This is a genomic window from Rhizobium sp. Leaf306, from assembly GCF_001423425.1.
GTDB classification, from domain to species: domain Bacteria; phylum Pseudomonadota; class Alphaproteobacteria; order Rhizobiales; family Rhizobiaceae; genus Neorhizobium; species Neorhizobium soli.
The window spans coordinates 943167-968501 of the sequence record NZ_LMNX01000002.1; the positions used below are offsets into that span (position 1 = coordinate 943167).

The window sequence follows — 25335 nt, forward strand, 5'->3', positions numbered from 1 at the left end:
GTATGCACTAGGTCTCTAAGATGCAGACTGCTCTCCTCAGTCTGCATCCCGTTGTTTCCCGCTGTGGGGAGGTTCACTTGCGGGAGGGACCCTCGCGTTCGGCCGATGCTGCCCAGAGGTTGATATCGGCTTCCTTGGCGAAACCGTCGATCTCGGACAGTTCGTCTGCCGTAAACTCCGGGTTCTCCAGCGCCTTGACGCAATCCTCGACCTGTTCCGGACGGCTGGCGCCGATCAGCGCCGTGGTCACGCGGCCGCCGCGCAGCACCCAGGCCAGCGCCATCTGCGCCAACGTCTGGCCACGCCTTTCGGCAATCGCGTTCAGACCCTTGAGGTTCTCGATATTCTTGTCGTTGAGAAACGCCGGGCGCAGGGACTTGCCCTGAGCGGCACGGCTGTCTTCGGGAATGCCGCCCAGATATTTCGAGGTAAGCATGCCCTGGGCGAGCGGCGAAAACACGATCGAGCCGACGCCGAGATCATCCAGCGTGTCGAGCAAACCGTCTTCCTCGACCCAGCGATTGATCATCGAATAGCTCGGCTGGTGGATAAGGACCGGCGTTCCGAGCGCTTTCAGAATCGACGTCGCCTCCCGCGTGCGCTGCGAATTATAGGACGACAGGCCGACATAAAGCGCCCTGCCCGAGCGAACGATGTGATCCAGCGCGCCGCAGGTCTCTTCCAGCGGCGTATCCGGATCGAAGCGGTGCGAATAGAAGATATCGACATAGTCGAGACCCATGCGCTTTAGGCTCTGGTCGCAGGACGCGATCAGGTACTTGCGGCTGCCCCATTCGCCATAAGGGCCGGGCCACATGTTGTAGCCGGCTTTCGACGAGATGATCAGCTCATCCCGCAGCCCGTGAAACTCATCGCGCAGGATCTGGCCGAAGGCCGTTTCGGCGCTTCCGGGCTTCGGGCCGTAATTGTTGGCAAGGTCGAAATGGGTGATGCCGAGATCGAAGGCTTTTCGGCAGATATCGACCTTGCGCTGATGCGGCGTGTCGTCACCGAAATTGTGCCACAGGCCCAGCGAGATTGCCGGAAGTTTGAGGCCGGACCGGCCGCAGCGATTGTATTTCATGGTGTCGTAGCGGTTGTCCGCCGGGTGCCAAGCCATCTCTGAAAAATCCTCCGAATGAAAAACGGCGCCGACCTCTTCTTCGGCGCCGTGCACGTCATAGAGTATCAGACAAGAAGCGCCAGCGCTTCATCGATGCCGAGCGCGGCCGGTTGAGTGCAGGTCGTTGTGGTCGCAACGAAATTGCCCTCCTCTCCGGATTTCAGGATCGAGGTCATGACGTCGACGCCATGCAGCGCCCGGTCGATCGAGCAGCGGATGTCTCGCCCCTCGATCAGTGCCATTGCCATGTCTGCCAGACCTGCGGTGCGATAATTGGCGCGCGGGCCGTTCGTCGGATGCTCCTGGTTGTTTTTGCTGAAGGGATGATCCCAGTCCTTGAGCGGCTGGATATCCTTGTCGCGGCCGCTTGCTTCCACCACGCCACCGAAGAAGTTCGGGTCGGGCACGTAGATCGAGCCTTCCGTGCCGTAGAGTTCCATATTCGCATGGCGATGCGACCAGACATCCCAGCTGGCCGAAAGCGTGATCGTTGCGCCTGCCGCAAACTCGAGCAGCGCGTGGATGTTGGTCGGGGTCTCGACCGGGATGCTCTGGCCCTTCAGCGGTTCGCTGGTGATTGTGCGCGTCGGATTGGCCATCGACGTCAATGCCGCGACCCGTTTGACGGGGCCAAGGAAGTTGACGAGGTTGGCGATATAGTACGGCCCGAGGTCGAGGATCGGCCCGCCGCCATTGAGGAAGAAAAAGCCTGGGTTCGGGTGCCACATTTCCATGCCCGGGCTCATGACATGGCATGTGCCCGACGTGATGCGACCGACGCCGCCATCATCGATGTATTTGCGGGCGAGCTGGTGCGCGCCGCCTAAAAACGTGTCCGGCGCGCAACCGATCGCCAGCCCCTTTTCGCGTCCAAGCGCCTGCAGCTGCTTTCCCTCTTCCAGCGTGATGGTCAGCGGCTTTTCGGAATAGACGTGCTTGCCGGCATCGAGAATGGCTTTCGAGACCTCGAAATGCGCGGCCGGGATCGTCAGGTTGACGATCACGTCCAGCTCGTCATTGGCGAGCAGCTCCGGAATGGTCTGCGCCTTGACGCCGTATTCTGTTGCCCGCTGCCGCGCCGCCTCCGGATTGAGGTCGGCGCAGGCCAGAACCTTGATCCCCTTAAACAGCGGAGACAGCGCGAAATAGGTCATGGAAATGTTGCCGCATCCGATGATGCCGACGCCAAGTTCCTTGGTCATGGGAAACTCCGATCCAATATCTGAATTCAGTAGGTCTTGAAGGCGGCCATCGAACGGGACGCGAGCCGCTCGATATCCTTCGGGTTGTCGTGCTCCAGCACGAAGTGCTTGGCGGGTGTCTTCTTCAGTGCCGCGATCAGTTCCTTCCACGGAACGGTGCCATGGCCGACGTCGGCCCATCCGTCTTCATCCGTGTTCTCGCCCGCTGGCGCGATGTCCTTGACGTGAACCGCCGAGATCTTCTTGCCGTAGCTTTCGATCCAGGTGAACGGATCGGCACCGCCACGGACGACCCAGGCGATATCCGCTTCCCAGCTCAGGTCAGGGCCGCCGGCAAAGATCTGTTCCTGTGGCGTGGAGCCATCCGGCAGCTGCTTAAACTCGAAATCGTGGTTGTGCCAGCCGAATGTATAGCCGGCGTCCTGATAGCGTTTTCCGGCTTCCTGCAGGCGCTGACCGAAGGCGAACCAGCCTTCCGCATCCGTGGGTCTCTGATCGGCTGCGAGGTGCGGGCAATAGATGGCACTGATGCCGAGCGTCTTTGCGATCAGCAGTGCCTGGTCAGGCTCCTGTTCGAGGAGATCGAGACCGAAATGGCCTGTGGGCATCGTGAGTTCGTTGGCATCGAGCTCTGCACGAAACTTCTGAAGACCGGCCTCGTCGAGCGTTCCGTAGAGACCGCCATAGCCCTCGACCTCACGGTAGCCGTGACTGGCCACGAGTTTCAGAACATCGGATAGCGGCGGGAAATTGCGGGCGCTGTAAAGCTGGAAACCGAGCGTCGTCATGTCATTCTCCTTGAAATGAAACTTTGGTCCGCGGAAAGCGAGAATTTCGCTCCCACGGCTCGTCACCCTCCTGGGGAGAGGTGAACTATTGAAAAGCTGCGGATCAGATCCGCTCCTCGGTCGCCGCATCGAACAGCGACGCCATGGTCATGTCGAAGCCCAGCCGGACCTTCGATCCGACAGCGTAACGACGGGCCCCGCCGACGCGAACGGACAGAGTGTGAGCGGCGAGTTTCAGCCAGATGAGATTGTCTGCACCCATCGGCTCCTCGATGTCGACGATCGCCTCATGGATTTCCTCTCCGGCGATATCGGCATCGACCTTGATATGTTCTGGACGGACGCCGAGGACGACCTTGCGCCCGGGCGTTAATGGTTCAGATGCGCTGTAACCGTCGAGCAGGAAGCTGACGCCGTTCGTCTTGAACACGGGACGGCCGCCCTCTTCCGCCAGCTCGCCATCCAGGAAATTCATCGAGGGTGAACCGATGAAGCCCGCGACGAACTTGTTCTTCGGTCGGTTGTAGATTGTGACCGGATCGGCGAGCTGCTGGATGACGCCGCTCTTCATGATGGCGATGCGGTCTGCCAGCGTCAGCGCCTCGATCTGGTCGTGGGTCACGTAGATCATCGTGTTCTTGAGCTGCTGATGCAGCCGCTTGATCTCGACGCGCAGCTCGGATCTGAGCTTTGCGTCCAGGTTGGAAAGCGGCTCATCGAACAGGAAGACGTCGACATCGCGCACCAGCGCACGGCCGATGGCGACACGCTGCCGCTGGCCGCCGGAAAGAGCTGCCGGCTTTCGCTGCAGAAGCGGTTCGATCTGCAGGATCGCCGAAGCACGCGCGACGCGTTTGGCGATGTCTTCCTTCGGCAGTCCGGCGACCCGCAGGCCGAAGGACAGGTTCTTTTCCACCGTCATCTGCGGGTAAAGCGCATAGGACTGGAACACCATGCCGATGCCGCGATCCTTGGGTTCCTCCCAGGTGACGTTGCGGCCCTTGATGAAGATCTGGCCATCGGTCGGCTCCAGCAAGCCGGCGATGCAGTTGAGGAGCGTCGATTTCCCGCAGCCGGAGGAACCGAGCAGAACAAGGAATTCACCATCGTGAATGTCGAGGTTCAGGTCTTCCAGAACCGTGACCGCCCCGAAGGACAGCGACAGGTCGCGGATCGAGACGCTGTGCTCGCCCGATACGGCAGAGGCTTCGGGCAACGAGGTTGCCCCTGGGGGAAATGCGTTGGTGTGTGGTGTCTGGACGGAAAGAGTGGTCATGGGGTCATCCCTTCACTGCGCCAGCGGCGATGCCGCGGACGAAAAGGCGGCCGGATACGAAATAGACGATGAGAGGGACAGCACCCGTCAGAAGCGTCGCCGCCATGTTGACGTTGTATTCCTTCACCCCCTGCACGGAGTTGACGATGTTGTTGAGCTGCACCGTCATCGGGTAGCTGTCGGGCCTCGTGAAGACGACGCCGAACAGGAAGTCGTTCCAGATGCCGGTAACCTGCAGGATCATCGCCACCACGAAAATCGGGAGTGCCATGGGCAACATGATGCGCCCGTAGATCTGCCAGAACCCGGCACCGTCGATGCGCGCCGCCTTGAACAGTTCCTCGGGCAGCGAGGTGAAATAGTTGCGGAACAGCAGCGTCAGGATCGGCATGCCGAAGATGGTATGGACGATGATGAGCCCGGTCAGGGTTCCGTAGATCCCGATCTCACGCAGGATGATGACGATCGGATAGATCATGACCTGATACGGGATGAAGGCTCCGATGATCAGGATGGAGAAGAACAGCTCCGACCCTTTGAAGCGCCAGTTGGCGAGCGAGTAGCCGCTGACCGAGGCGATGAAGATCGAGACCACCACAGATGGCAAAAGGATGCGGACGGAGTTCCAGAAGCCGCGTGACAAGCCGTCGCAATTGAGGCCGGTGCAGGCTTCTGCCCATGCCTTTACCCAGGGCTCGAACGTGATCTCCATGGGCGGCGAGAAGACGTTGCCCATCCGTATCTCCGGCATGCCCTTCAGCGATGTCACGACCATCACGTAAAGCGGCAGAAGGTAGTAAAGCGCCGCAAGGCCGAGCGTGCCGTAGAGGATGATGTTGCGGCGTGAGAGCCTGCGCTTTGGTTTGCGACCACTCGGGCCCTCCAGTGCGCGTGACGGTGTTGTCGCCAGCACTGCGGCATCTGTGACGACGGTCGATGTGGTGTCGAAAGTGGAAACGTTAGCCACGCTTGCGCCCTCCGAATTCGAGATAAGCCCATGGGACAATGATGATGGCGACGGTCAGCAGCATCATGGTCGATGCGGCAAAGCCCTGGCCAAGGTTCTGCGCCTGAAACATGTAGTCGTAGACGTATTTCGCGGGCACTTCGGACGCGTTGCCGGGTCCGCCTGAGGTCTGCGCCACGACGAGATCGTAGAGCTTGACGATGCCGCTCGCGATGATGACCAGCGTGGTGATGAAGACCGGACGCATCATAGGGATGACGATGAAGAGGTAGGTCCGCCACATCGGAATGCCGTCGACGCGCGACGCTTTCCAGATATCCTCGTCGATGCCGCGAAGACCTGCGAGCATGAGGCACATGACGAGCCCCGTGCCCTGCCACAGCCCGGCAATCAGGATGCCGTAGATGACGATGTCGGGGTCATAGACCGGATTGAATTCGAAGGTCTCCCAACCGAGCGACCGGACGATGTGCTGGATGCCGAATTCGGGGTTCAAGATCCATTGCCAGACGAGGCCGGTGACGATGAAGGACAGCGCGAACGGATAGAGAAAGATCGTCCGGAAAACGTTTTCGAAGCGGATCTTCTGGTCCATCAGCGCGGCGAGCACAAAGCCGACAACGAGGCTGAAGATCAGCGACAGGATGCCGTAGATCGCGAGATTCTGGATGGAGATCAGCCAACGTGCCGAGCCCCACAAGCGCTCGTACTGATCAAACCCGACGAATGTTGCGCGCGGCAGCAGTCTCGAATTGGTAAAGGAGTAGATGACGGTCCAGACGGAACCGCCGAGGAAAATTACCAGCGCGACGAAGATCATCGGGATGGAGGCAATTTTCGAGTTCAGGTTGCGAAAAAGCTGATTTGGTCTGGCAGATTGATGGGTTTTCGCCATGTGTTGTCCTCGATCGGCTGCAGCGTGAAGGCCGCAGGTTTCCGGGCCGGCCCCGCGCTGATGCGGGGCCGGTCAAGGTCAGCGATTGAAAGCGGTGTCAGTCCGCAGAGCTGATGATATCGACGAAGCGCGCCTGAGCATCCTTCACGGAGATGGAGCTGCTGAAGAACTCCGACATCAGATCTTCCTTCTGTTTCTGCGTATCGGCAGAGACAAGCTGGTCGGTGCTGGTGGCGGTGTTACCCTTGGCGATGATCGCGATACCCTTCTTCATGCAGTCGTTGGCGGCTGCCATGTCGATATCGCCACGGATCGGAACCGATCCCTTTTTCAGGTTGAACGCGACCTGTAGCTTGGGATCGACGATCGTTTCGGCGAGAACGTTCTGCGCCTCCGATTTTGCCTCGTCCTTCAGTAATGGGAAATAGATCGCATCGCCGTTGGTGGTGAGCACGTCGTTGATGCCGAGCCCTGGCAGGCAGGTGTAGTCGGTGCCGGCAGTCTTTCCTGCCAACGAGAACTCGCCCTGTGCCCAGTCACCCATGACCTGGCCACCGGCCTTGCCGGTCAGCACCATGTTGGTTGCCTGGTTCCAGTCCTGTACGTTCGAACCCTTGGCGAGTTCGCGTGCCTTGTCGGCTGCTGCAAAGATCTTGGCCATTTCAGGCCCTGCAGCAACCTTTGCGTCCTTGTCCTTGTAGACCTTCTCGTAGAGGTCTTTGCCGCCCAACGAGATCAGCAAGGTATCGAACAGGCCATTGGCCTGCCACGGCTGACCACCCAGTGCCAAAGGCTGGATACCGGCCTTCTTGAGCGCGGGCGCTGCAGCGACGAACTCGTTCCAGTCCTTCGGAACGGCAACGCCTGCCGTCTTGAAGGCTGCGTTCGAGAGCCACAGCCATTGCCACGAGTGGATGTTGATCGGGGCACAATAGATCTTGCCTTCGAACGTGCAGCTGTCGAGCAGGTTGGCAGGCTTGATAACCTCTTTCCACTTACCCTTCTCAGCCACATCGCTCAGGTCCCGCATGAGACCTGACTGGACCAGTTCTTCCGCCTGTCGGCCGTGGTTGAACTGCGTGGCGCCCATCGGGTCACCACCGGTGATCCGGCTGATCATGATCGGCCGCGCGGTTCCTCCCGAACCTGCGATGGCTCCATCAACCCATTTGTTGCCGGTAGCATTGAAAGCGCCTGCCAGTTCCTTGACAGCTGCAGCCTCTCCCCCCGACGTCCACCAATGGGTGACCTCAAGATCGGCTGCCTGAACAAAGCACGGCAATGCCACGGTGGCAGCCATAACGGCTGCAAAAGCACGGATGCGCATGAGTCTCCTCCCTCACTGAAACGTTGCAGTAAAAGGCTAGGACAAACATCGATGGAGGGCAACCGAAAATCGCGTGAAAGATTTGGAGCAGGTTCGCAGCAATGTCCGACAGCAGCCCGCGTACTTCGTGTTGATGCACTTATCTCGTTACATAACAATGCTTTATAGAATTATCAAATTGATCCTTCTTCGCAGACGCAAAAGAATTGTGCGTCTGCGTTGTAACGGGTATATCGACGGCAAGTCGTTGGTTTTCAGCGAAAATAGGACTGTATCGTTGCAGATTTTTACCGTATGAACGGTGCTTGTGGAGAAGGTCGCAGTCGCCGGTAATCTCCGAGAAAGCTGCAGCCATGGATGAAGACAAACGTAGATCCTTCGGGACGATCGGCAATCAACGCCCGACCCTTAAGACAATTGCCTACATGACGGGGCTGGGTATCACGACGGTGTCGCGGGCCCTCAAGGATGCACCCGACATCGGGGCCGACACGAAGGAACGCGTTCGACTTGTGGCCGGCCAGCTCGGCTATCACCCGAACCGGGCGGGCGTCCGGTTGCGCACAGGCAAGACCAATGTGATCGCGCTCGTGCTCAGCATCGAACAGGAACTGATGGGCTTTTCCAGCCAGATGGTTCAGGGCATTTCCGAGGTTCTCGGGGGCACGCAATACCACCTCGTGTTGACGCCCCACTCTTTCGAGAAAGACCCCATGGTGCCGGTGCGCTATATCCTTGATACGGGATCGGCAGATGGCGTGATCATCTCGAGGATCGAGCCGGACGATCCGCGTGTGCGGTTGATGACGGAGCGCAACCTGCCTTTCGTCACCCACGGCCGAACCAGTATGGGGATCGAGCACCCCTACCACGACTTCGACAACACGGCGTTTGCCTATCAGGCGGTCGAGCGGCTCGCCAAGCGAGGCAGGCGGCATATCTGTCTGCTCGCCCCACAGAGCAGGTTTGCCTACTATACCCATAGCCGCATCGGCTTTGAACGGGCGCTTGCCGATTTCGGCGTGAGCGAGGTGCCGATGGGACGGATCACGACGGAGACGTCGCTGGAGGATATCAGAGCCTATTCGGAGAAGCTGTCGCGGCTTCCGCAACCGCCTGATGGAATCATTTCGATGAGCGGCTCTGCAACGATCGCGATCGCCTCAGGCCTTGAAGCTTCCGGTCGAAAACTCGGCCGCAATGTCGATATCGTCTCAAAGCAGTCGGCCGAATTTCTCAACTGGATCAGGCCGGAAATCCTTGCCGTAAACGAGGACATCCGTTGGGCGGGACGGGAACTTGCAAAGGCCTTGCTGGCCCGAATCGATGGGGCGGCCCCAGAGCTTTTGCAAAGCGTCAGCCAACCGGAATGGTCGATCAAGTCACCACAGGACTGATCGAATGCAAAAAGCCCGGCGCTTGGCCGGGCTTTCCGTGTTTGCAAGATAGCCTTAGGCGAAGTCGGCGAGCCCGCTGCCCCACGGGCCATGGTGCTTGTCGACGCCATCGAGACGATCGAAACCGTGGGCACCAAAGAAGTCGCGCTGCGCCTGGATGAGGTTCGCTGTCCCGCGACCACGGCGGTAGGCATCGAAGTAGGACAGCGCGGAGGAGAGTGCCGGAACCGGCAGGCCGGACATGACGGCATAGGAGACAACGCGGCGCAGTGCGCCATCGGTGTCTGCGACCATCTGGGCAAATGCCGGTGTCACGATCAGGTTTGCAACATCCGGGTCCTTCGAGAAGGCCGAGGTGATCTCATCGAGGAAGGCCGAACGGATGATGCAGCCATCGCGCCAGATCTTGGCGATCGTCGGCATCGGCAGGTTCCAGCCATACTCCTTGGAGGCGGCAGCCATGACGGCAAAGCCCTGCGCATAGGCGCCGATCTTGGCCGCAAGCAGCGCGTTTTCGAGATCGGCGAGGAACGCCGCGCTGTCTGCCGGCGCATCGATCGCTTTCGGCAGGCCAAACTGCTTTTCTGCGGCGAGGCGCTCGGTGCGCTGAGACGACAGAACACGCCCGGCGACGGCGGCCTCGATCGCGGTTGCCGCGACACCCATGTTCTGGGCTTCGATGACCGACCACTTGCCGGTGCCCTTCTGGCCGGCGGAATCAACGATCACGTCGACCATCGGCTTGCCGGAGATCGGGTCCTTTGCCTTCAGGACCTTTTCCGAAATCTCGATCAGGTACGAATTCAGGCGGCCGGTATTCCACTTGCCGAAGACGTCGCCGATTTCTGTGGCGCCCATGCCGAGACCATCGCGCAGGATGCCGTAGATTTCGGCAATCATCTGCATGTCAGCATATTCGATGCCGTTATGGATCGTTTTCACGAAATGGCCGGCGCCGTTTTCGCCGAGCCAGGCGACGCAGGGTTCATCATGGAATTTTGCGGAGATCGAGGTCAGCACCTTCTCGACGCGCTTCCAGCTTTCCTCAGCACCGCCGACCATGATCGACGGTCCATGGCGTGCGCCTTCTTCCCCACCGGATACGCCCATGCCGATAAAGGTCAGGCCGGAACCTTCGAGGTTTTCGAAACGGCGCATCGTATCGCGGAAGTTGGCGTTGCCGGCATCGATCATGATGTCGCCCTGCGAAAGATAGGGCTTCAGGAGCTCCATCTGCTGATCGACCGGATCGCCGGCCTTGATCATGATGATGATCGGGCGTGGGGGCCGGATTGCAGCGATGAATTCTTCCAAGGTCTCGCAAGGAACGATCTGGCCTTGCAACGCGCCCGCCTCGGCGTAGAATTTCTTGGTAACTTCCGCTGTCCGGTTGAAGACGGCGATCTTGTTGCCTTTTTCCGCGATGTTGAGCGCGAGGTTTGCACCCATAACGCCAAGACCGATAAGACCGATTTCTGCCTGTTCCACGGATATGCCTCCAGTTTTAATTTGACGCTGTTTTGGCATCCTCGTTTCCAAACGGCAAGGCTAAGACGAAAGCGAGCCCGTTTATTCGCGGATGCGCCGGCTCGTGCGATCAAGAGGATTTCCGAGTGGCATGCCACTCGGCGTAGAAACCAAGGAGGCCTTCATGACGGTCATGCCCGCACGCGTAATCCACCTCTCGATCGAGCGGAACTGGAGGGATGTCTACGCATTTGCAAGGCGTCCGGAAAACATGGCAAGCTGGGCTTCAGGCCTTGCAGCAGACCTGCGCGCCGAAGGTGAAGACTGGATCGGCGATGGCGGTCCGGTTGGAACAATCCGTGTTCGCTTCGCTCCCGACAACGACTTCGGCGTGATCGATCACAGGGTCACGTTGGAAAACGGGATGTCGATGGACAACGCGCTGCGTATCATACCGAACGGTGATGGAGCTGAAGTTCTGTTCACTCTTTTGCGCCAACCCGGTACCGACGATGCGGCGCACGAAGCGGATGCCGCGCATGTCCTCAAGGATCTGCAGTCGCTGAGGGCAATCATGGAACGCTCAGCGTCAGGCCGCAGGCCGCTTCCGCCGATCGGCGGTCTCTTGAATGACCAGGAGAACACCGATCATCGTTGAAGACCGCTGGAACGGCGACATGCGGCAGCGAAGCACAAGCGTCTCGCCTCCGACTTGATCTGCATAGGTGACCGACGTGCTTTCGCCTTCGAAGCAGCGGTCCAGGTTCGGCTTGAACTCGTTTCGAAATCGATGGAGACCGACAAATTCCCCGATGTGCCGGCCGACGAGTTCCTCACGCGGAATGTTCAGCCGCTGCGCGTTCGTCTCGTTGGAATAGAGAATGCGGTAACCGGGAGCGACGACAAGAATGCGGTCCGAAAGCTGGTTCAGGAGGGAATCGTCGAGAATGCCGCTGGAGACGGCTTGGTCGATCGGCGACGATTGGTCCTGCCCCTCACCGGGAGCTCCCGGCGCTTCCGCACAGGTCGTCTGCGGTGCAAGATACCGCTCGACCAGGGTCTGCAGGAGGTGAGCATTGCGCCGAACGCAGCTGCGATCGTCCGCTTCCTCATTCAGGAGGTCGAGCGCAAAACGGAACTGGGCCTGAATGCTGCCGGCATCGGATTCGGCGCTGCCAAAGATCGCCAGGAGCAAAGGATCAAGTTCGCGGTCGAGACTGGCTGTCAAAGCCTCGTCTTCGCGGTCGATCGCCTGCTGTAGCTCTCCATATTTCGACCAGAAAAGATCGATCAATGCTTGCAAGACAATGCCCTCTCCACACGAGCCTCACGTCAGCCGTGGCCCTCTGAGACGACTGCGTCCAATCTCGTATAATACATCACACGTTAAATGTAGTCTCAAAAACGGCCCCTAAAAATGGCCGGTAAATACCCGTAGACGCTTGCAACCCACGAGAATTGTGGCCTCAGGAAATCAATCTGTGACCGTTTTCTTGATGTGCCAGCGGTCGTGATACCACAGCCACTGTTCAGGGTATTCCCGCACCCAGGATTCGACCTTGTCGTTCAGGACCTGAGACGTGCCCTGAATGTCGAGATTGCCGCGTTCGTCGCGCGGAAGTTCGATGCGAGGCTCTATCTCAAGGCGAAAACGGTTGTTCGGGAGACGGATGCAGCGGGCCGGATAGACATCCGCATCAAACTGACGCACGAGCTTGGCAAGAAGCGGGTTCGTCTTAACAGGGCGTCCGAAGAAATTGGTCGACAAGCCTTTTCTGAACTTCTGGTCGACGAGGACACCCACCCCCCCGCCCGCGTCCAGGCGCCTTGCCAGCGAGAACGATGACCCCGCATGCGACGGCACGAGCTGCCCCATGCGGGCACTGCGGAACGAGAAGACCTTATCGGCGATGTAAGGGTTGTTCGGCGGACGGAACAACACCATGACCTCGAGACCAAAGGCCTTGCCGGCGACAGGCAGGAGCTCGAAATTGCCGGTGTGGGCGGTAAAGACGATAAACGGACGTGGGTTGTCGCGCAGGTCCAGGAAGATCGGGGTGCCCGAGACTTCCACCCTGCCCGGCTCTGCCTGTTCGGGGTCGAAATCGAACAGCCGGTCGAGGAAGACATATTCGGCGGCGAGCCTGCCCATGTGTCCCCAACTCGCGACAGCGATCTCCTGCAGCTCCGCCTCACCCTTTTCCGGAAAGGCGTTGCGCAGATTGGTCATCATCAGTTTATGACGCCAGAATTTCGGCCCGATGTAGCGTGCGAAGCGATCGGCAAACCGGATCGCCGGATCCGCCGGAAAGATCTTCAGGAAATTCAGCAGCCCGAACGTGAGCTGCGCCACCAGCCATTGGCGGAAGTGGATAAGCTTCAGAACAATCCGGGTAATGACCATCTTCATCAGTGGTCAGTCCATCCTCAGGACGATCTTGCCGAAGATCTGGCGGCTCTCCATGCGGGCAAGTGCCTTGTGGATTTCATCAAACGTGACTTCTGTGTCGATCACCGGATGAACGATGCCCTGGGCCATCTTCTGCATGGCATCGGCCATGTTCTCCATGCGGCAGCCAAACGAGCCGATGAGCTTCAACTGCTGCTGGAACAGCATCATCAGATTGAGGTCGGTGGAAACACCCGAGGTGGAGCCGCAAGTGACGAGGCGTCCGCCGCGCTTCATGCACAGCATGGAACCCGCCCAGGTATCCTTGCCGACATGTTCGAAGACGACATCAACGCCCTTCTTCTTGGTCAGCTTGCGCACGACGCCTTCAAACCGATCGACGCGGTAGTTGATGACATGATCGGCGCCGAGGGCCTTGGCCTTCTCGATCTTGTCGTCCGAACCGACCGTGGTGATGACCGTGCAGCCCATTTTCTTTGCCAGCTGGATGGCGGCAGATCCGATGCCCGAGCCGCCGGCGTGAATAAGGATCGTCTCGCCGGGCTGGAGCTTGGCGTTATCGAACAGCATATGCTCGACCGTGCCGAACGTGACAGGCGCGAGTGCTGCTGCAACGGCATCGACGCCCGGAGGTGCCGGAACGAGAAGACGGGCCGGAAGATTGGCCTTTTCCTGCGCGAAGCCATCGAGATGGAAGCCATGAACACCCGAGACATTTTCGCAAAGGTTGTCGCGCTTTTCGCGGCACGCCTTGCAGAGACCACAGGTACGGGCGCCGTAAATCGACACAAGCTGGCCGGGCAGAACATTCGAAACACCGGGACCGATGGCTTCCACGACGCCGGAGGCCTCGGCGCCGATCGTCAGCGGCATCTTGCGCTTGGCGAATGCCATACCGCGCCAGCCCCAGACGTCGATGTGATTGAGTGCTACGGCCTTGACACGCAACGTGACTTCGCCAGGACCCGGCGCCTCCGGCTCGGGAATGTCGACGGCTTCGAGCTTGCGGTCATCAATCAGTTGCAGCGCGCGCATAACAGGTCATCCTCCGCCCGTTTGGGCGTTCAAAAGTCTATAAAATCTCTTGGGGGCTCGCCTTACGCCGGTTCAAGCGTCATGACAAGGCTGGCGTTCTGGCCGCCGAAGCCGAAGGAATTGGACAGAACCGCCCTCGGCGCACCGTCCCGCTTCACATTCGGCACCACATCCAGCTCGATCGTCGGATCGGGATTGGTGTAGTTGATGGTCGGCGGCAGAGTGCCGGTCAGCATCGTCTGGATCGAGAATACGGCTTCGACAGCGCCGGCTGCCGTCAGCGTGTGACCGATCATCGACTTGTTCGACGACACCGGAATACCCTTCAACCCCTCGCCGAACACCGCCAGCATGGAGCTATATTCCATCTTGTCGTTTTCCGGCGTCGATGTGCCGTGGGCGTTGATATAGCCGATGCCGCTTTCGTCCATGCCCGCATCTTCAAGCGCCGCCCGGATCGTGGCGATCGCCGGGCCGCCGTCCGGGGACGAGCGGGTGCGGTGGAAGTGATCGGCCTTTTCGCCGAGACCCTTGACGATGCCGAGCACCTTGGCGCCGCGCGCGATAGCCGACTGCAGGGATTCCAGAACGAGCGTTGCCGCGCCTTCAGCGATGACGAAGCCGTCACGATCCTTGCTGAACGGCTTGGACGCCTTTTCCGGCGGGTCGTTTTGCGTCGAAAGCGCAGACAGAAGCGAGAACCGCACGAGTGCCTCGACGCTGACAGAACCGTCGGTCGCTGCGACCAGAGCCTTGTCGGTACGACCCTGACGGATCGCTTCGACGCCGAGCTGGATCGCGGTTGCACCAGAGGCGCAGGCGGTGGAAAGCGTTACGGGCAGGCCACGGGTACCAAACTTGTCGGCCAGGCGCTCCGAAATCGAACCGAACTGGACGGCTTCGAGAAAGACAGGATCAGGACGCTCGCGCATGGCCGTCAGAAAGCGATCGTAGGCATCGCCCTGCTGCGTCGATGGCGGTGCACGGTCTGCAAGCGCGAAACGGTCGGACCATTCCGGCTCGACTGGCGGAGCGGCCAGAAACAGCGGTCCGTCGAAATCACCGGACAAGCCGGCTTGGGCCAACGCTTCCGCCGTTGTCTCGCGGGCGAAGGCAAACGAGCGCTCGACCGAGTTTTCGGCTGGAACCTTGATGAAGTCCACCGTGCCGCTGATGCGGGTCGAAAGGCCTTCGGTCGGAAAACGGGTGATCTTGTGGATGCCCGACGTGCCAGAGGTCAGCGCTGACCAGTTGTCATCAAGACCCTGTCCGAGCGAGGTGATGACGCCCATGCCGGTGACCGCGACGATGGGCCGGCCGAGATGATCCGTGAAGCGGTTGTCACTCATGACTGTCTCCTTCACGCTTCAGCAGAGAGGACAGCAATCCCCTCGCCGCGTGTATATCCAACTGTAGTGACAATCGCCTGCTTTGCCGGGGACGCCATCGGCGTCTCGTTTGCGGCGTCGAAGGCCGGGACCTTGGCAGTCGATTCGAGCGTCAGCGCTGCAAGGGCGATGCCGAGCGGGAACTGCGCTTCCATAGCGTGGCCCGTAACGCCGCCAAAGCCGCGGATCGCGGAACCCGGGAAAGCCTGCTCGAGCGCTGTCTTTTCGCGCTTCGCGAGATCGACCATGCCGCTCGCGCCGGAGAACACGACAGTTTCCGCCCCCTGCGTGCCGTGGGCGGTGAGCCGCGACATGCGCTTCTCGAGCCCGCCATCGTCGCGGTTGCCGCGATCGCCTTCGACGGCATCGATCGTTGCATAGATCCGTGCACCACGCGCCTGCGCGTAGCCGCGGGATTCGAGAACGAGAAAGGCGCCGACCGAACCGGTGATCATTCCGCCGCCACTGTCCGGCGAGCGAGACCACAATGGCTGCCAGTCGCCTGTCGCGTGGGCACGGATGCCCTCGACCAGCAGAAGAATATCAGCCCGTTCCGCCACGAAGGCGCCACCGACGAGACTGTGGCTCGACTGGCCCGCCTTGATGCGGTGGAAGGCGGTTTCGATGGCCGAGATGCCGGCCGATTCTTCGCCCATGAAGGTGCGGGACGAGCCGGTGACCTTGTGGACGATCGAGATATTGCCCGCCATCAGGTTCGAAAGCTGGGCAAGGAACAATGTCGGACGGAGCTCCGTCGTCAGCTTCTCGTTCAAGACCATGTCGCGATCGTTGCGCTTCAGGGCTTCGTCGACAATCAGCGAGTCGACCTTGATGTCGCGCTCACCGCCGCCGGCTGCAACGATCATGTCCATCGAGGCGCAGGCATCCGCATCCGTCTTCAGGCCGGCGTCGTCGAGAGCGAGCCCTGCGGCGAAAACGCCGAGACGCTGCCAGTTCTCCATCTGGCGCTGATCGCCGCGCTTGGCGATCTGGGCCGACCAGTCGATCTCAGGCATGGGATGGACAGGATAGGGTTTGAAACGCTCCGTTTCGACCTTGGGCTCGTCGATGGACGATCCCGTCAGAAACGCGACATGCGGCTCAATGCCGACGCCGAGCGAGGTCACGATGCCGACCCCGGTAATCACCACATCATTGTCAGACTTCATAACTGTCCTCTTTGCGCGGCCATTGACCAGCGACGACATCAGGCACGACGGGACACTTTAGAACCGGTCCGTCCGGGCCGCATTATTCCCGAAGGCTTTGCGTCAGGTGCCTGCTTGCATCGCCGCAATGAGGCCGATCTCTTCGGCGCGCTTGCGCACGATCGGCGCCAGCGGAACTTCACTGAAAGGCATGGTCCGCAGCTTGAGCTGCGCATCGCACACCTTCTTGCCGCCCGACGTAATCTTTGCCTTTGTCACCATGTAGCCGGAACCCTCATGCTCCAGAAACGCCTCGATGTCGAGCACGGCGTTCGGCTCGACAAACGCACGCATCTTGGCACTGTCCACCGACATCAGAAATGGCATCGCGGCGAAATCGGTCGCCGCAAGTACCAGCATTCCGGATGCCTGCGCCATGGTTTCGATCAAAAGCACGCCCGGCACGAGCGGCATTCCCGGAAAGTGCCCTTCGAAAACAGGGCTCTTTTCAGGAACGACCGAGCGTGCAGTCAGCGTCTTTCCCGCGAGATCAAGCGTTTCCACCCGATCAATCATCTGGAAATATTCAAGCAGCATGAACTTGCGTCGGCTTTGGGCTTTAGCCCTTTGCCGCCTTCAGTTCGTCGATCTTGGCGCAGAGGTTCTTCAGAACGAAGTATTCCTCCGTCGAGACCTTGCCCTCGTTCACTTCCTGGGTCCACTGCTCGAGCGGAATCTTGATCCCGAATTCCTTGTCGATCGCGAAAACGATGTCGAGGAAGTCCAGGCTGTCGATGCCAAGATCGTCGATCGTGTGGCTCTCCGGCGTGATCGTCTCGCGGTCGATCTCGCTGGTTTCAGCGATGATGTCGGCAACTTTGTCGAATGTAGCAGTCACGCCCATGTCCTTTTAAAAAGTCTGTATTCGGTGTTCCACATAAGGAAACCAATCGAAAATGCCAATGGGTTCCAACAAGACGGCGCCAATTTGCCGCTACATTGTTGCCTAAACATCGATTGCCGATCGGTCAGAATGCCAAACCACCCTCAAATTTGAAGAGGGCTAGGCCGGCCGACCTGCCGTCAGCGCGACACGGATAACGTCCAGGACCTTTTCGGGTTGGACACCGACCGCGACCTTCTGGCTTGGCTGACCATCCCAAGGACTATCGACGAACCGTCGGCCTGTGTCAGGCGCCTGGATCGTCTCGCCATCGGCAATGCCGCCGCAGACCACGCGGACAGGGCCGCTGCGGAGTTTGAACAGATCGGGCGCCACCAGATAGACGCAGGCACAGCTGTCGTGGATTGCCATTCCATCGAGACCCGCGCCCTGGCGGTAGAAATCGATATAGAACTGCGAAAGGTCGGACAGGAGTGTTAGCGCCTTATCGCCACCCTTGGCCAACTCAGCCATATCATCTGACGACATCATCGTCTTCATGGTGACGTCGAGGCCGAAAGCAATGACGTTCCACGGCGCGGTAAAGACGATATCGGCGGCATCCGGATCGCCGTGAATATTTGCTTCGGCTGCTGGTGTCACATTGCCATTGACGTCGAAAGCGCCGCCCATGATCACCACCTGCTTGGTCAGGCCTGCGATCTCCGGATCAGCCTGCAGCGCCAAAGCCAGGTTGGTCATGCGACCGACCGCGACAATGGTGATTTCGCCGGGATTGGCCCTGATCGTATCGATGATGAATTGCGATGCCTCGCGCGGATCGAGCGGCCAATCGATTTCGAGAGGCACGCCGATATTGCCGAGGCCGTCCTCGCCATGCACGATCGTCGGCGAGTGCTGCTCGACCCGCGACGGATCAAGCGTCTTGCCCGCCCCTTTGGCGATGGGCGCGTCGATGCCCCACTCCTTGTGCAGGAACTGCGCATTGCGCGTGGTCAGTTCGATCGAGGCATTTCCGAACACCGTCGTCACGCCGAGAAGATCGATATCCGGATGGCGATGCAGAAACAGCAGCGCCATGGCGTCGTCTACGCCGGGGTCAGTATCGAATATGACTTTTTGCATGCGAATACCTTGAAATGCTCGCCGCCTGCCAGCGGCCGTTCATCGCGCAACATAGCGCCGCAACGGTTTACTGCAATGCAGCCGCAACCTGCAACCGCTGCCAGCGCCCCTCCTATTGCCGGATCACCGATTCGGTGCCACAAGCCGGCGCGCATCCCTTCGCCATTTCCCCTCCTCTCCTTCACGCAGAGCGCCAGCCTTGAGCGACATTGCATTTCAGCTGCTTTTTCTTCTTTTCCTCGCAGCCATCTTCGCGGGGTTCGTTGATTCGATTGCGGGTGGCGGCGGGCTGATCACCATCCCCGTCTTGCTCATTGCCGGCATTCCGCCGCTGGAATCGATCGCGACGAACAAGCTGCAATCCCAGTTCGGCTCGGCATCGGCAACAATCGCCTATGCGCGCAAGGGCCATGTGAAGCTGAAAGAGCAGCTGCCGATGGCAGCCATGGCGGCGCTCGGCGGCGCCATCGGTGCGCTGCTTGCCTCCATCGTTCCAGCCGAATTCCTGACGACCGCGATCCCCTTTCTGCTCGTGGCAATCGCAATCTTCTTTGCGATCAAACCCAATCTCGGCGATCTGGAAAGTCACCGACGGGTGACGCCGTTCGTTTTCGGGCTGACCGCCGTGCCGATCGTCGGGCTCTACGATGGCGTCTTCGGGCCAGGCGCCGGATCATTCTACATGCTGGGCTTCGTTCTGCTCGCCGGCTTCGGACTGCTCAAGGCGACCGCCCACACGAAGCTCATCAATCTCGGCTCCAACTTCGGGTCGTTTCTGGTGTTTGCAGCGTCGGGATCGGTGCTCTGGAAGATCGGCCTGATGATGGGCGTTGGCCAATTCATCGGTGCGCAGATTGGGTCGCGACTGGCGATGCGGAACGGTGCGAAGATCATCAAGCCGCTGCTGGTGATCTCATGCATTGCGCTTGCGACCAAACTGATCGCCAATCCGGCTCATCCGGTTCGTATCTGGCTGGGGTTCTAGATTATCTCCCGACCGAAACCAGTATAGCCCGTCACCCCTTCATCTTCAGCGGTAAGCCGGCGGCCACGAGAAATACATCGTCTGCCACGGCTGCGATTGCCTGATGCAGGCGGCCGGCATGATCGCGGAAGTCTCGCGCCATGCGATTGTCCGGCACGATACCGAGACCGACTTCATTCGACACGAGGATGACGGTCGAAGCAGTATCCCTCAGATAAGACAGAAGTCCTTCAGAGGCTAAGGCAATGTCTGCCTCCGCCATCATCAGGTTCGTCACCCACAGCGTGAGGCAGTCGACGAGGATGACGACATCATCAGAGTCTATGCTGCGAAGGTTGGCTGCGAGGTTCAACGGTGTTTCGTGGGTGATCCAGCCCGTGCCACGGTCGGCTTGATGGCGCAGAATGCGTTCTTCCATCTCGGCGTCATAGGCGCGGCCTGTGGCAATGTAGTGCCTGTTGAGACCGGTTTCGCCGCTAAGTTTTTCAGCGAAGGATGACTTGCCGGATCTGGCGCCGCCAAGGACAAGGACGACGCGCCCGGAGCGGGTCATGGCAGCAGGCCGATCGCAGAGAAAGGGACCGGACGATTCGTAGATGAGGAAGGCGTCCGGCCCTGCTGGTGTTTGCTCTGGATTTGCATTGCAGCGCCATGTTGACTCGTTGAAGGTCGCCCGTCAATCCCATGCGGGTTAGACATTTCGGGGCGCGATCTCACAACTTTCTCAATGGGCATTCTGTTTGCGACATGCGCTGCCGACTTGTTGCGTTGAAACGCGCTGGTTCGCCGCGTATCTGAGCGGATATGAAAACGACATGGCTTCGGTCTACGAAGCCTCTGAGGAAACAACGATGCTTTACATCTTCAAGAACAATGATGGCGTTCAGATTGCCTGGAATTCGAGCCTTCCGCGTCGTGATCGTCAGACCCGCGCCATGGAACTCGACACGCGCTTTTCGCTGCTCGGTTTCATCCGTACGTTCAGCGCTGGCTGATGTGAAATCAGAACCCAAAAGTCGACATTGACGCAACCATAGCGCGATCTTTCATTTCGAGATCGCTTGCGTCACTGCAAAATGGTTATGGCGTCCGGTACGCACTACCTGATCCGGCGCCAAGTCGTTCGAGGACGACCATGGCGGCAACATCTACGCGTACATTCTTACCGTATGGTTATTAGCGCGTTACCAATGCCTGCAGTTTCAATTTCTTCCCCACACTGCGTGAATTTTTCTTTGCGACAGCGAGGGCGCTAATCAGCCACTAAACGTCAAATATCGGACGTGACAAAGTGCCGACTGCATGAACGGGCTGCTGCTGGTTGCAGAGTTTGCTTAGTTATTGCCGGCGATGGCGCTTTTGTCGTCACAAAAGACGCGAACACGATATCTTACAAGGGCTTGGTGATATGCCCGTTATTGTGCGGTTACTCGCGGACAGTTGATTTCTGCTTCGGAAAACGTAGGCTGATACTGCTGACACATTATTGCGCAACGCCTGTGACATCATTCGCTGGCGTATAAAAGACGCATGAGGCCAGCTGGCCGGTGCAATCACATCTACCGGTTGATCGCACAAAGCCGCAGTCATCGGGTGCCGGCTATCGGCGCCTCCAGAGTTGAACACTGTCACGAATAAGACTGGGAGGTCTTACACATGAAGAAACTCCTCACTTCCGCAGCCTTCGCCGCCGGTCTTTACGCTTTTGCCGGCACTGCCCATGCCGACTGCGGTTCGGTATCCATCGCAGAGATGAACTGGGCGTCCGCAGGGGTTGCCGCTCATATCGACAAGATCATTCTCGAAACCGGGTATGGCTGCTCGGTGGAAATGGTGACCGGCGACACGATGCCGACCTTTACATCGATGAATGAAAAAGGTCAGCCTGATCTGGCACCCGAATTCTGGGTCAACGCGGTGCGCACCCCGCTCGACGCGGCTGTCAAGGAAGGACGCCTCGTCATTGCAGCGGAAATCCTTGCAGACGGCGCTGTTGAAGGATGGTGGATCCCCAAATTCCTTGCGGACGCGCACCCGGATATCAAGACCGTGCAGCAGGCGCTTGCTCATCCCGAACTCTTCCCGGCACCGGAAGACAAATCCAAGGGCGCGGTCACCAACTGCCCGTCCGGCTGGAACTGCCAGACATCGACCGCCAACCTCTACAAGGCTCTCGGCGCAAGCGAAAAAGGCTTTGAACTGGTCGATACGGGCTCGGCTGCCGGGCTCGACGGCTCGATTGCCGGCGCATTCGAGAAGAAGACCGGCTGGCTCGGCTATTACTGGGCTCCGACCGCGATTCTCGGCAAGTACGAGATGGTGAAGCTGTCCTTCGATACGCCGCATGACAAGGCCAACTGGGATGCCTGCACGGCGGTTCCGGATTGCCCGAACCCAAAGGTCAACTCCTATCCGAGTTCGGAAGCCTTCACGGTCGTAACGAAGAAGTTCGCCGACAAGGCCGGCGTCGCGATGGATTACATCAAGGCCCGCAAATGGGGCAACGCCACGATCAACAGCGTTCTCGCCTGGCAGACCGACAACCAGGGCACCAATGAAGACGCAGCCAAGCACTTCCTTACAACCAGCCCGGAAATCTGGAGCAAGTGGGTCAGTGCCGACGTCGCTGAAAAGGTAAAGGCCGCTCTCTGAGCGTAACCTTGCCAATTAGGGAAGCCGATCTGCGGCTTCCCGCTCAAGGCGCGTGAGAAGTCGCGACAAGCCGTCCACCGCTGACGGTCGCGCGAACCCGACGCCTTATCCATAGCAGACGTGCATGAAGCTGATTTGGTCAGGAAGGCGCTCGGGCAGCCATGCCGGGTTACGCCAAAAATCCAACCTATAAAGGGGAACATCATGGCAACCTGCAACTTTCTGCCGAACGCTCTGTGTAGCTTTCCGGCGATCAGCGACGCTTCCATCCGTGAAGCGCGCAAGGTCATCGATGAGGGGTTCAAGAGCCTCGTTCGCGAATATACCGGCTTTATCGATACGATCGTCCAGCCCCTGCAATGGTTCCTGAACTTCCTGGAAAGGCTGTTCACCAACTCGCCGTGGATCATCGTTCTCGCCGTCATCCTCACCATCGTCTATCTCGGCAGCCGCAGCATCCGCATCACCATCGGTACCGCGCTCGGAATGTCGTTCATCGGCTTTATCGGCCTCTGGAACGATGCGATGATCACGCTCGCGATCACCACGGTCGCAACTCTCATCTCCATCATCGTCGGCATCCCTATCGGCATCCTGATGGCGCGGTCCGACCGGGCGCAGGCAAGCGTCAACCCGGTTCTCGACGTGATGCAGACCCTGCCGAGCTTCGTCTACCTCATTCCCGTCGTGATGATTTTCGGTATCGGCAAAGTTCCGGGACTGATTGCGGTGGTCATCTATGCGGTGCCGCCAATGATCCGCCTGACCAATCTCGGCATCCGGCTTGTCGACAAGGAAGTGCTCGAAGCCGCGGATGCGTTCGGTTCGTCGCCAAGCCAGAAGCTGAAGAACGTGCAGATGCCGCTGGCCCTGCCGACAATCATGGCCGGGATCAACCAGACGATCATGATGTCGCTGGCGATGGTCGTGGTCGCATCCATGGTCGGCGTCGGCGGGCTTGGCCGCAACACGCTCCAGGCGATCAACAACCAGTTCTTTACGTTCGGCATCATGAACGGTTTCGCGCTTGTTGCGATCGCCATCATTTTCGACCGAACAAGCCAGGCATTCGGCAAGCGCCTGCAAAAACATTCGGAGGTGGTCCATGGCTAGTCACGGCATCGAGATCAAAGGTCTCTACAAAATCTTCGGCGCGAACGGTCGCCAGTATATCGACGCCATCAAGGCGGGCATGACGAAGACCGAGCTCAACAAGAACCACGGTCGTGTGCTCGGCCTCAAAGACATCAACATATCCATGCCGGCGGGCGGCATCACGGTCGTCATGGGTCTGTCTGGTTCCGGCAAATCGACCCTGATCCGCCATATCAACCGGCTGATCGACCCGACCTACGGCGAAGTCGTCTATGACGGCGTCGACGTGTGCACGATGAGCGAAAACGATCTTCGGGAATTCCGTCGGCACAAGACGGCGATGGTGTTTCAGAAATTCGCGCTTTTGCCGCATCGGACCGTGATCGAGAACACGGTCTATGGACTGGATATCCAGGGCGTGCCTCGCGCGGAAAGCTTCAAGAAAGGTCAGTACTGGATCGAGCGGGTCGGCCTCTCCGGCTTCGAGAACCACTACCCGAACCAGCTTTCCGGCGGCATGCAGCAACGCGTCGGCCTCGCACGGGCGCTGACCAACGATGCCGACATCCTTTTGATGGACGAGGCCTATTCCGCGCTCGATCCGCTGATCCGCGTCGACATGCAGACCGTGCTTCTCGATCTCCAGGCGGAGCTCAAGAAGACCGTCGTATTCATCACCCATGATCTCGACGAGGCCCTGAGGCTGGGCGACAAGATCGCCATTCTGCGCGATGGCGAAGTGGTGCAGCAGGGAACCGGCCAAGATATCGTCCTGTCACCTGCTGATGACTACATCACCGCCTTCGTCAAGGAGGTGAACCGAGGGCGTGTGTTGCAGGCAAAAACCGTCATGAAACCGTTCGACGGTCTGACTGACGGCGTCAGGCTTGCGGGCAACACGACGATCGAAGCCGCTGCGAGAGCGATCTGCGAGGCGAGCCTGACACGGGCAACGGTTACAGATCCGACTGGAGCGCCTGTCGGGACGCTCGACCTGCACACCATCATTTCTGCCATGGTAAGCCCTGCATCATCCGAGGAGGCACGGATCGCTGCGGAATGACAGGGCTCGGCGTCGGACCGTTCTGACGCCAACCGGCCATATGCCGACGTCCTTATCGACAAGGTCGACATGTTGGGCGATAAGATCGACAAAGGTCAGGACGGCGCTCCCCACGGTGTGGAGGCGTGGATCTGGCGTGAAACGATCACGGTAAAGGATGAAGACGTGAGCAACATTTCGCCAATTGGCAGCCGCGAGACCGTTGCCGAGAGTTTCGAGAACCGGTCGGCCGAACAGCAGTCCTGGCTTGTTCTGTTGATGGAGAACCCGTCGAGCGATGACCTTCTCCTGTCGGGTCTGCATCTCTACCTGGATCAGGCGAGTGAAGGACGGTTTCTCAACTCTTTGAAACTGGAAAAATCTGGTGGATGGCTCGGCAATGCAGCGCCAGCGCGGCTTCAAATCCGCATTGCGGAAGCGGCGAAATCCAGCCAGCACCCAGCCTATCAGGCGTTCAAAAAGGGTCTTGATCAGTCAGGCGGCTTCGAGCGCGCCTATCCAAAGGCTCGAGTCTGATCAAGTCGAGCAAAGCGCATCGAAACTGGCCGTAGCTTGTACGCCAAGACCTCCCTGCCCCTCGCTGCGGGGCACCTCAGCAGCCTCGCTGCCGGCACGTGATGGCCGACAGCGGAGCTGGGGAGTAACTAATTACTGTGCAGCCTTGCCAACGCGGTGGCCGGCGTCCTGGGTGGCGTTCACGGTGTTCGCCGTGTCCTGGCCTACGCCGCGGATCGTGTTGCCACACGAGCTGAGCGAAGCTGCCGTTACGAAAAGTGCGGCGATAACCGTGACTGTCTTTGCCGTCATGTTAGAAAACTCCCTGGATGAAGATCAAATCGTTCGGAAAATCAATTTCCGGCACAGGAACGTTCCAGCTCGGAAAAAGTTCACGTGATCAAATGTGATGTGTCTGTTAGCGACCGCTGTGATGCTTTTTGGCAACAGCCCAATCGCGCCCGATGACTTCACCGCCGGTTCCAGCACAATGATACAGGACAAATCGGTTGTCGCAGCGCGCGAACCGAGAGGTCGGTGTGAATTTGCCAATCTTTCCCCGTTACTATGAGCGCGCACGCTACGCGGTCAAT

Annotated in this window: 25 protein-coding genes and 1 pseudogene; 8 read left to right on the forward strand and 18 right to left on the reverse strand. The window is 59.3% G+C overall.

Going from position 1 to position 25335, the window contains the following annotated elements; translation table 11 throughout:
• Nucleotides 1-73: 73 nt before the first annotated feature.
• The 7 genes from mgrA to ASG19_RS12315 form a co-directional block, all read right to left on the reverse strand.
• The gene (mgrA, locus tag ASG19_RS12285; RefSeq protein ID WP_062458083.1) at nt 74-1120 is read right to left on the reverse strand and encodes an L-glyceraldehyde 3-phosphate reductase; all 1047 of its coding nucleotides are present in this window, start codon (nt 1118-1120) and stop codon (nt 74-76) included.
• A 68-nt stretch (nt 1121-1188) separates the two neighbouring features.
• A complete protein-coding gene (locus ASG19_RS12290) occupies nt 1189-2325 on the reverse strand; it encodes a Gfo/Idh/MocA family oxidoreductase (RefSeq protein ID WP_062457123.1) in 1137 nt (378 codons plus the stop codon).
• A 26-nt stretch (nt 2326-2351) separates the two neighbouring features.
• Nucleotides 2352-3113, reverse strand: coding sequence for a sugar phosphate isomerase/epimerase (locus tag ASG19_RS12295; protein ID WP_062457126.1), 762 nt, complete (start codon nt 3111-3113; stop codon nt 2352-2354).
• Between the two features lie 103 nt (nt 3114-3216).
• Nucleotides 3217-4389, reverse strand: a complete 1173-nt coding sequence (locus tag ASG19_RS12300) for an ABC transporter ATP-binding protein (RefSeq protein ID WP_082476297.1) — start codon at nt 4387-4389, stop codon at nt 3217-3219.
• A gap of 4 nt (nt 4390-4393) precedes the next feature.
• Nucleotides 4394-5302, reverse strand: coding sequence for a carbohydrate ABC transporter permease (locus ASG19_RS12305; protein ID WP_244476162.1), 909 nt, complete (start codon nt 5300-5302; stop codon nt 4394-4396).
• Between the two features lie 46 nt (nt 5303-5348).
• Nucleotides 5349-6251 carry a sugar ABC transporter permease gene (locus ASG19_RS12310; RefSeq protein WP_062457134.1) on the reverse strand — a complete coding sequence of 301 codons (903 nt, stop codon included), beginning with the start codon at nt 6249-6251 and terminating at the stop codon, nt 5349-5351.
• 97 nt (nt 6252-6348) lie between these two features.
• Nucleotides 6349-7578: an ABC transporter substrate-binding protein gene (locus ASG19_RS12315; protein WP_062457138.1), complete on the reverse strand. Its 1230-nt coding sequence runs from the start codon at nt 7576-7578 to the stop codon at nt 6349-6351.
• 353 nt (nt 7579-7931) lie between these two features.
• Here ASG19_RS12315 and ASG19_RS12325 point away from each other — a divergent pair, with 353 nt between their 5' ends.
• Nucleotides 7932-8975, forward strand: coding sequence for a LacI family transcriptional regulator (locus ASG19_RS12325; RefSeq protein ID WP_062457145.1), 1044 nt, complete (start codon nt 7932-7934; stop codon nt 8973-8975).
• Nucleotides 8976-9029: 54 nt separating this feature from the next.
• Here ASG19_RS12325 and gndA read toward each other — a convergent pair whose 3' ends face one another.
• Nucleotides 9030-10463 carry an NADP-dependent phosphogluconate dehydrogenase gene (gene gndA, locus ASG19_RS12330; RefSeq protein ID WP_062457148.1) on the reverse strand — a complete coding sequence of 478 codons (1434 nt, stop codon included), beginning with the start codon at nt 10461-10463 and terminating at the stop codon, nt 9030-9032.
• Nucleotides 10464-10626: 163 nt separating this feature from the next.
• On the opposite strand from gndA, the pseudogene ASG19_RS23530 reads away from it, so the two are divergent.
• Nucleotides 10627-11025: pseudogene (locus ASG19_RS23530) on the forward strand (SRPBCC family protein); the annotation flags it as partial.
• Between the two features lie 6 nt (nt 11026-11031).
• Here ASG19_RS23530 and ASG19_RS12340 read toward each other — a convergent pair.
• The 8 genes from ASG19_RS12340 to ASG19_RS12375 all read right to left on the reverse strand — a co-directional run bounded on the left by ASG19_RS12340 (nt 11032) and on the right by ASG19_RS12375 (nt 18452).
• Nucleotides 11032-11745, reverse strand: a complete 714-nt coding sequence (locus ASG19_RS12340; protein ID WP_162237989.1) for a PAS domain-containing protein — start codon at nt 11743-11745, stop codon at nt 11032-11034.
• 171 nt (nt 11746-11916) lie between these two features.
• Nucleotides 11917-12852, reverse strand: a complete 936-nt coding sequence (locus tag ASG19_RS12345) for a lipid A biosynthesis lauroyl acyltransferase (RefSeq protein WP_062457157.1) — start codon at nt 12850-12852, stop codon at nt 11917-11919.
• 6 nt (nt 12853-12858) lie between these two features.
• Nucleotides 12859-13887, reverse strand: coding sequence for a zinc-binding dehydrogenase (locus tag ASG19_RS12350; RefSeq protein ID WP_062457160.1), 1029 nt, complete (start codon nt 13885-13887; stop codon nt 12859-12861).
• Between the two features lie 62 nt (nt 13888-13949).
• Nucleotides 13950-15236: a beta-ketoacyl-ACP synthase gene (locus ASG19_RS12355; RefSeq protein WP_062457163.1), complete on the reverse strand. Its 1287-nt coding sequence runs from the start codon at nt 15234-15236 to the stop codon at nt 13950-13952.
• A gap of 11 nt (nt 15237-15247) precedes the next feature.
• On the reverse strand, nt 15248-16444 hold the full coding sequence (locus ASG19_RS12360; protein WP_062457166.1) for a beta-ketoacyl-ACP synthase: 1197 nt from the start codon (nt 16442-16444) through the stop codon (nt 15248-15250).
• 102 nt (nt 16445-16546) lie between these two features.
• A complete protein-coding gene (locus tag ASG19_RS12365; protein ID WP_062457169.1) occupies nt 16547-17020 on the reverse strand; it encodes a 3-hydroxyacyl-ACP dehydratase FabZ family protein in 474 nt (157 codons plus the stop codon).
• A gap of 22 nt (nt 17021-17042) precedes the next feature.
• Nucleotides 17043-17327: an acyl carrier protein gene (locus ASG19_RS12370; RefSeq protein ID WP_092662234.1), complete on the reverse strand. Its 285-nt coding sequence runs from the start codon at nt 17325-17327 to the stop codon at nt 17043-17045.
• 159 nt (nt 17328-17486) lie between these two features.
• Nucleotides 17487-18452, reverse strand: coding sequence for a nucleoside hydrolase (locus ASG19_RS12375; RefSeq protein WP_062457172.1), 966 nt, complete (start codon nt 18450-18452; stop codon nt 17487-17489).
• A 199-nt stretch (nt 18453-18651) separates the two neighbouring features.
• Here ASG19_RS12375 and ASG19_RS12380 point away from each other — a divergent pair, with 199 nt between their 5' ends.
• Nucleotides 18652-19437 (forward strand): TSUP family transporter, encoded by a 786-nt coding sequence (locus ASG19_RS12380; protein ID WP_062457174.1) that lies wholly within the window; start codon nt 18652-18654, stop codon nt 19435-19437.
• Between the two features lie 31 nt (nt 19438-19468).
• On the opposite strand, the gene cobU is transcribed toward ASG19_RS12380, so the two are convergent.
• Entirely contained in the window at nt 19469-19990 is a 522-nt protein-coding gene (cobU, locus tag ASG19_RS12385; protein ID WP_062457177.1) for a bifunctional adenosylcobinamide kinase/adenosylcobinamide-phosphate guanylyltransferase, read from the reverse strand.
• A gap of 298 nt (nt 19991-20288) precedes the next feature.
• On the opposite strand from cobU, the gene ASG19_RS24220 reads away from it, so the two are divergent.
• The 5 genes from ASG19_RS24220 (at nt 20289) to ASG19_RS12410 (ending at nt 24763) form a co-directional block, all read left to right on the forward strand.
• Nucleotides 20289-20432: a hypothetical protein gene (locus ASG19_RS24220; protein WP_200933893.1), complete on the forward strand. Its 144-nt coding sequence runs from the start codon at nt 20289-20291 to the stop codon at nt 20430-20432.
• Nucleotides 20433-21093: 661 nt separating this feature from the next.
• Nucleotides 21094-22089: an ABC transporter substrate-binding protein gene (locus ASG19_RS12395; RefSeq protein WP_062457183.1), complete on the forward strand. Its 996-nt coding sequence runs from the start codon at nt 21094-21096 to the stop codon at nt 22087-22089.
• 204 nt (nt 22090-22293) lie between these two features.
• On the forward strand, nt 22294-23202 hold the full coding sequence (locus ASG19_RS12400; RefSeq protein WP_062457186.1) for a proline/glycine betaine ABC transporter permease: 909 nt from the start codon (nt 22294-22296) through the stop codon (nt 23200-23202).
• On the forward strand, nt 23195-24247 hold the full coding sequence (locus ASG19_RS12405; protein WP_062457189.1) for a glycine betaine/L-proline ABC transporter ATP-binding protein: 1053 nt from the start codon (nt 23195-23197) through the stop codon (nt 24245-24247). The genes ASG19_RS12400 and ASG19_RS12405 overlap by 8 nt, the downstream gene beginning before the upstream one ends.
• Nucleotides 24248-24430: 183 nt before the next feature.
• Nucleotides 24431-24763 carry a hypothetical protein gene (locus tag ASG19_RS12410; RefSeq protein WP_244476163.1) on the forward strand — a complete coding sequence of 111 codons (333 nt, stop codon included), beginning with the start codon at nt 24431-24433 and terminating at the stop codon, nt 24761-24763.
• A gap of 132 nt (nt 24764-24895) precedes the next feature.
• Here the strand turns inward: ASG19_RS12410 and ASG19_RS12415 are convergent, their stop codons facing one another.
• Entirely contained in the window at nt 24896-25054 is a 159-nt protein-coding gene (locus ASG19_RS12415) for an entericidin (protein WP_062457192.1), read from the reverse strand.
• Nucleotides 25055-25335: the final 281 nt, after the last annotated feature.

What these genes read in the sequence shown, in the direction of transcription:
- ASG19_RS12290 (WP_062457123.1), bottom strand. Translation starts at nt 2,325, where the DNA reads ATGACCAAGGAACTTGGCGTCGGCATCATCGGATGCGGCAACATTTCC.
- ASG19_RS12365 (WP_062457169.1), bottom strand. Translation starts at nt 17,020, where the DNA reads ATGCTGCTTGAATATTTCCAGATGATTGATCGGGTGGAAACGCTTGAT.
- ASG19_RS12350 (WP_062457160.1), bottom strand. Translation starts at nt 13,887, where the DNA reads ATGCGCGCGCTGCAACTGATTGATGACCGCAAGCTCGAAGCCGTCGAC.
- cobU (WP_062457177.1), bottom strand. Translation starts at nt 19,990, where the DNA reads ATGACCCGCTCCGGGCGCGTCGTCCTTGTCCTTGGCGGCGCCAGATCC.
- ASG19_RS12295 (WP_062457126.1), bottom strand. Translation starts at nt 3,113, where the DNA reads ATGACGACGCTCGGTTTCCAGCTTTACAGCGCCCGCAATTTCCCGCCG.
- ASG19_RS12355 (WP_062457163.1), bottom strand. Translation starts at nt 15,236, where the DNA reads ATGAGTGACAACCGCTTCACGGATCATCTCGGCCGGCCCATCGTCGCG.
- ASG19_RS12345 (WP_062457157.1), bottom strand. Translation starts at nt 12,852, where the DNA reads ATGAAGATGGTCATTACCCGGATTGTTCTGAAGCTTATCCACTTCCGC.
- ASG19_RS12360 (WP_062457166.1), bottom strand. Translation starts at nt 16,444, where the DNA reads ATGAAGTCTGACAATGATGTGGTGATTACCGGGGTCGGCATCGTGACC.
- ASG19_RS24220 (WP_200933893.1), top strand. Translation starts at nt 20,289, where the DNA reads ATGCTTTACATCTTCAAGAACAATGATGGCGTTCAGATTGCCTGGAAT.
- ASG19_RS12325 (WP_062457145.1), top strand. Translation starts at nt 7,932, where the DNA reads ATGGATGAAGACAAACGTAGATCCTTCGGGACGATCGGCAATCAACGC.
- ASG19_RS12400 (WP_062457186.1), top strand. Translation starts at nt 22,294, where the DNA reads ATGGCAACCTGCAACTTTCTGCCGAACGCTCTGTGTAGCTTTCCGGCG.
- ASG19_RS12300 (WP_082476297.1), bottom strand. Translation starts at nt 4,389, where the DNA reads ATGACCACTCTTTCCGTCCAGACACCACACACCAACGCATTTCCCCCA.
- ASG19_RS12415 (WP_062457192.1), bottom strand. Translation starts at nt 25,054, where the DNA reads ATGACGGCAAAGACAGTCACGGTTATCGCCGCACTTTTCGTAACGGCA.
- ASG19_RS12315 (WP_062457138.1), bottom strand. Translation starts at nt 7,578, where the DNA reads ATGCGCATCCGTGCTTTTGCAGCCGTTATGGCTGCCACCGTGGCATTG.
- ASG19_RS12375 (WP_062457172.1), bottom strand. Translation starts at nt 18,452, where the DNA reads ATGCAAAAAGTCATATTCGATACTGACCCCGGCGTAGACGACGCCATG.
- ASG19_RS12310 (WP_062457134.1), bottom strand. Translation starts at nt 6,251, where the DNA reads ATGGCGAAAACCCATCAATCTGCCAGACCAAATCAGCTTTTTCGCAAC.
- ASG19_RS12405 (WP_062457189.1), top strand. Translation starts at nt 23,195, where the DNA reads ATGGCTAGTCACGGCATCGAGATCAAAGGTCTCTACAAAATCTTCGGC.
- ASG19_RS12370 (WP_092662234.1), bottom strand. Translation starts at nt 17,327, where the DNA reads ATGGGCGTGACTGCTACATTCGACAAAGTTGCCGACATCATCGCTGAA.
- mgrA (WP_062458083.1), bottom strand. Translation starts at nt 1,120, where the DNA reads ATGGCTTGGCACCCGGCGGACAACCGCTACGACACCATGAAATACAAT.
- ASG19_RS12395 (WP_062457183.1), top strand. Translation starts at nt 21,094, where the DNA reads ATGAAGAAACTCCTCACTTCCGCAGCCTTCGCCGCCGGTCTTTACGCT.